Origin of the sequence: Nocardia sp. NPDC060220, assembly GCF_042727815.1 — a bacterium.
In the GTDB taxonomy this organism is placed as follows: Bacteria; Actinomycetota; Actinomycetes; order Mycobacteriales; family Mycobacteriaceae; genus Nocardia.
On the sequence record NZ_JBHWZY010000814.1, the window covers coordinates 1 to 3,084 of the forward strand.

Annotated in this window: 4 protein-coding genes; 1 reads left to right on the forward strand and 3 read right to left on the reverse strand. The window is 66.4% G+C overall.

The window, feature by feature from the left end:
* Positions 1-155: 155 nt before the first annotated feature.
* The 3 genes from ACFWF3_RS30085 to ACFWF3_RS30095 form a co-directional block, all read right to left on the reverse strand.
* Positions 156-320 (reverse strand): toxin-antitoxin system HicB family antitoxin, encoded by a 165-nt coding sequence (locus tag ACFWF3_RS30085; RefSeq protein ID WP_378994086.1) that lies wholly within the window; start codon positions 318-320, stop codon positions 156-158.
* Between the two features lie 8 nt (positions 321-328).
* Positions 329-1,216 carry an SPFH domain-containing protein gene (locus ACFWF3_RS30090; protein WP_379317020.1) on the reverse strand — a complete coding sequence of 296 codons (888 nt, stop codon included), beginning with the start codon at positions 1,214-1,216 and terminating at the stop codon, positions 329-331.
* 66 nt (positions 1,217-1,282) lie between these two features.
* The gene (locus ACFWF3_RS30095) at positions 1,283-2,626 is read right to left on the reverse strand and encodes an FAD-binding oxidoreductase (RefSeq protein ID WP_379317022.1); all 1,344 of its coding nucleotides are present in this window, start codon (positions 2,624-2,626) and stop codon (positions 1,283-1,285) included.
* A gap of 71 nt (positions 2,627-2,697) precedes the next feature.
* Between ACFWF3_RS30095 and ACFWF3_RS30100 the strand changes: the two genes are divergently transcribed.
* Positions 2,698-3,084: LysR family transcriptional regulator (locus ACFWF3_RS30100; RefSeq protein ID WP_379317024.1), on the forward strand; the 387-nt coding region annotated here is incomplete at its 3' end.

The following is a 3,084-nucleotide window of genomic DNA, read 5'->3' on the forward strand; positions in this document are numbered from 1 at the left end:
GTCAGCAAACTCCCCGAGCCGGTCAATACCTCGACATAGACGAGCTCTTTCGACATCCAACCCCCGTAGTTCAGTCGAGCACCGCTGTAAACGATCCTCGAATTTCCCTCTGAATGCTGGATTCGATTGTGTCACAAGGCTTAACGCGAGGTTGCTCAACGCGGCTTTCGGCCTGCTCGGTCGAGGGCCAGGCGGAGGGCGTATTCGATTTGGGAGTTGATGCTGCGCAGGTCGTCGGCCGCCCACTTGGCTATTGCCTCGTGGACGGCCGGGTCGAGCCGTAGCAGGATCTTTTTGGGGTCCTTCTTCGGCTGGGTCATCGGGCGGCTCAGGAGTAGAGGGATCCGGTGTTGACCACCGGCTGGGTGGCGCGGTCGCCGCACAGGACGACGAGCAGGTTGGAGACCATGTTGGCCTTGCGTTCCTCGTCGAGTTCGACGGTGCCCTGTTCGGCGAGGCGGTCGAGGGCGAGAGCGACCATGCCGACGGCGCCTTCGACGATCTGGGTACGGGCGGCGACGACCTGGGCAGCCTGTTGGCGGACCAGCATGGCCTGGGCGATCTCGGGGGCGTAGGCGAGGTGGGTGATACGGGCCTCGATCACCTCGATGCCGGCGGTGAGGGTGCGTTCGCGCAATTCGACGGTGAGTTCCTCGGCGACTTCGGCCCCGTCGCGAAGGCTGGTGCGGGAGTCGTCGTGGGCGTCGTAGGGGTGGGTGGTGGCGAGGTGGCGCACCGCCGCCTCGGACTGGGTCTCGACGTACTCCTCGTAGTCGTCGACGGCGAAGGCGGCCTTGAAGCTGTCGACCACCTTGTAGACGACGACCGCCGCGATCTCGACGGGGTTGCCGTCGGCGTCGTTGACCTTGAGCTTCTGGGTCTCGAAGTTACGCACCCGCAGTGAGATGGACTTGCGGTCGGTGAGCGGGACCACCGAGAAGAACCCGGGGTCGCTCACCGAGCCGATGTAGCGGCCGAAGAAGGTGACGACCTTGGCCTCGTTGGGGTTGACGATGATCAGCCCGGTGGCGAGCAACCAGACGACCAGGATCACGACGACGGCGGCCACCGCGCCGATCCAGGCCAGTGCGCCACCGTTGTGCTGGGTGGCGGCGATGAACGCGAGAACGGCGGCGGCCCCGAACAACAGGGTGAACACCAGCCACCCCAGCACGACGACGAATCCATTGACGCGGAATGCGGACCGCAGCTCCATGACATCCTCCCGATATCTGAGTGATATCACTAAGATAGTAGATATCGAGAGGCCGAGCAAGCGGCGCTAGGAACCGGGGGCGATATTGCGGTTGGCGCGGAACATGTTTCGCGGGTCGTACTTCGCTTTCGCCGCCGCCAGCCAGCGGTAGGTATCCGGGGAGTAGCCTGCCGCGGTCTGGGCCTCGTCCGCCGCGCCGCCCGCACCGTAGAGGAACGCGAGACTGTGCCCGATCGTCCACGGCGCCAATGCTTCTCGCACCTTCGCGAGCCCTTCGGGTGCGGAGTCACCCTCGCCGGGACCGGTGATCACCCGCACGATGTACTCCGCATCGCGATGATCGATCGAGGCCGGGCCACCGTGGCGCAGGGCCGCACCGAGATGGCGGATGTCGATGACCGCGTCGACCGATCCCCCCGGGGCCGTCAACGCGCGCAGCGCGGACAGACCCTGCGGGGTCAGCTCCGAGAGCAGCGCGTTGGTCGCGGCGTAGGCGTGCGGAAAAGGCGGGTCACTGTGGATGGTGTGCGATTCGGCGTAGGGCATCGTGCGCAGGTCCTCGTACAGTCGAGGTCCGATCCGCCACAAAGGCGCGACCCACCGCTGCCCCTCCTCGTCCGGCCCGTCGAAGGCGATTCGGATCGAAGCGACGTGGCGGCCTCGCAAGGATTCCGGCACGGGCGGGATGTCGGGATAGGTCACCAGCGCGATCGTGGAGGTGAGCGCGCTCGGTACGGTCTCGGTCCAGGTGCGCCATGCCTCCAGCGCCGCGTCGACCAGGGGCGCGTCGAAAACCAGCTGACCACCATAGATTTCGGCGACGGGCACGAGATCGAGTTCGAGACCGGTCACCACACCGAAGTTCCCGCCGGAGCCCAGTACCGCCCCGAACAGCTCGTCGTCCGGGCCGAGCGAGCGCATCCTGCCGTCGGCGGTCACCAGTTCGACGCGGCGCACATGATCTGCGGCATAACCGAATTCACGGGCCAGCAATCCGAGCCCGCCGCCGAGCACATACCCGACGACGCCCACCGACGGTGACGACCCGTTCAACGGCGCCAGCCCGTACCGCGCGGCCGCCTCGACCAACGCGCCCGCCCGCACCCCGGCCCCGATGTGAGCGGTACGAGCCTGCGGGTCGACGGTGATGGCGTCCATGCGTCCGGTCGTGATGAGCACCCCACCGCCGGTGGCTACCGACAGACCGTGTCCGGTCGCCTGCACGGCCACCGACAGCCCGCGCCGTGCGGCGAATTCCACGGCGGCGCGCACGTCCTGGCCGTGCTGGGCGCCGACCACGAACGCCGGACGGTGGGTGTAGGCGGTTTGGAATCCGGCGATCTCCTCGGCGTACCCGGGGTCGTCCGGAGTGAAGACAGGACCAGTGAACTTCGTTGCGATATCGGTCATGTCTTCGACTCTGCTCGCCGAAGATGAATAAGTACAAGAGATAGATCTTCTATTACCTATAATCAATAGTTATGGAACTGCGTCAGCTGCGCTACTTCGTGACGATCGTCGACGAGGGCGGGTTCACCAAGGCCGCCGAACGGCTGCACTTGTCCCAGCCCGGCCTCAGCACCCAGATCCGCCAACTCGAACGCGAACTCGGGCAGCGTCTGCTCGACCGCGGTGCGCGCACGGTGACACTGACCGACGTCGGCGCCGCGGTGCTCACACACGCACGCGCCGCCCTGGCCGCCGCCGACCGGATCGGCGACACGGTCGGGGAATTCACCGGATTGCTGCGGGGTCAGGTCCGGCTCGGCATGATCTCCGGGGCAGCGTCGGAGGTCTTCGATGTCGCGGGCGTCCTCGCCGATTTCCACCACGATCATCCGCAGGTCGGGATCAGCCTCACCGAGGAC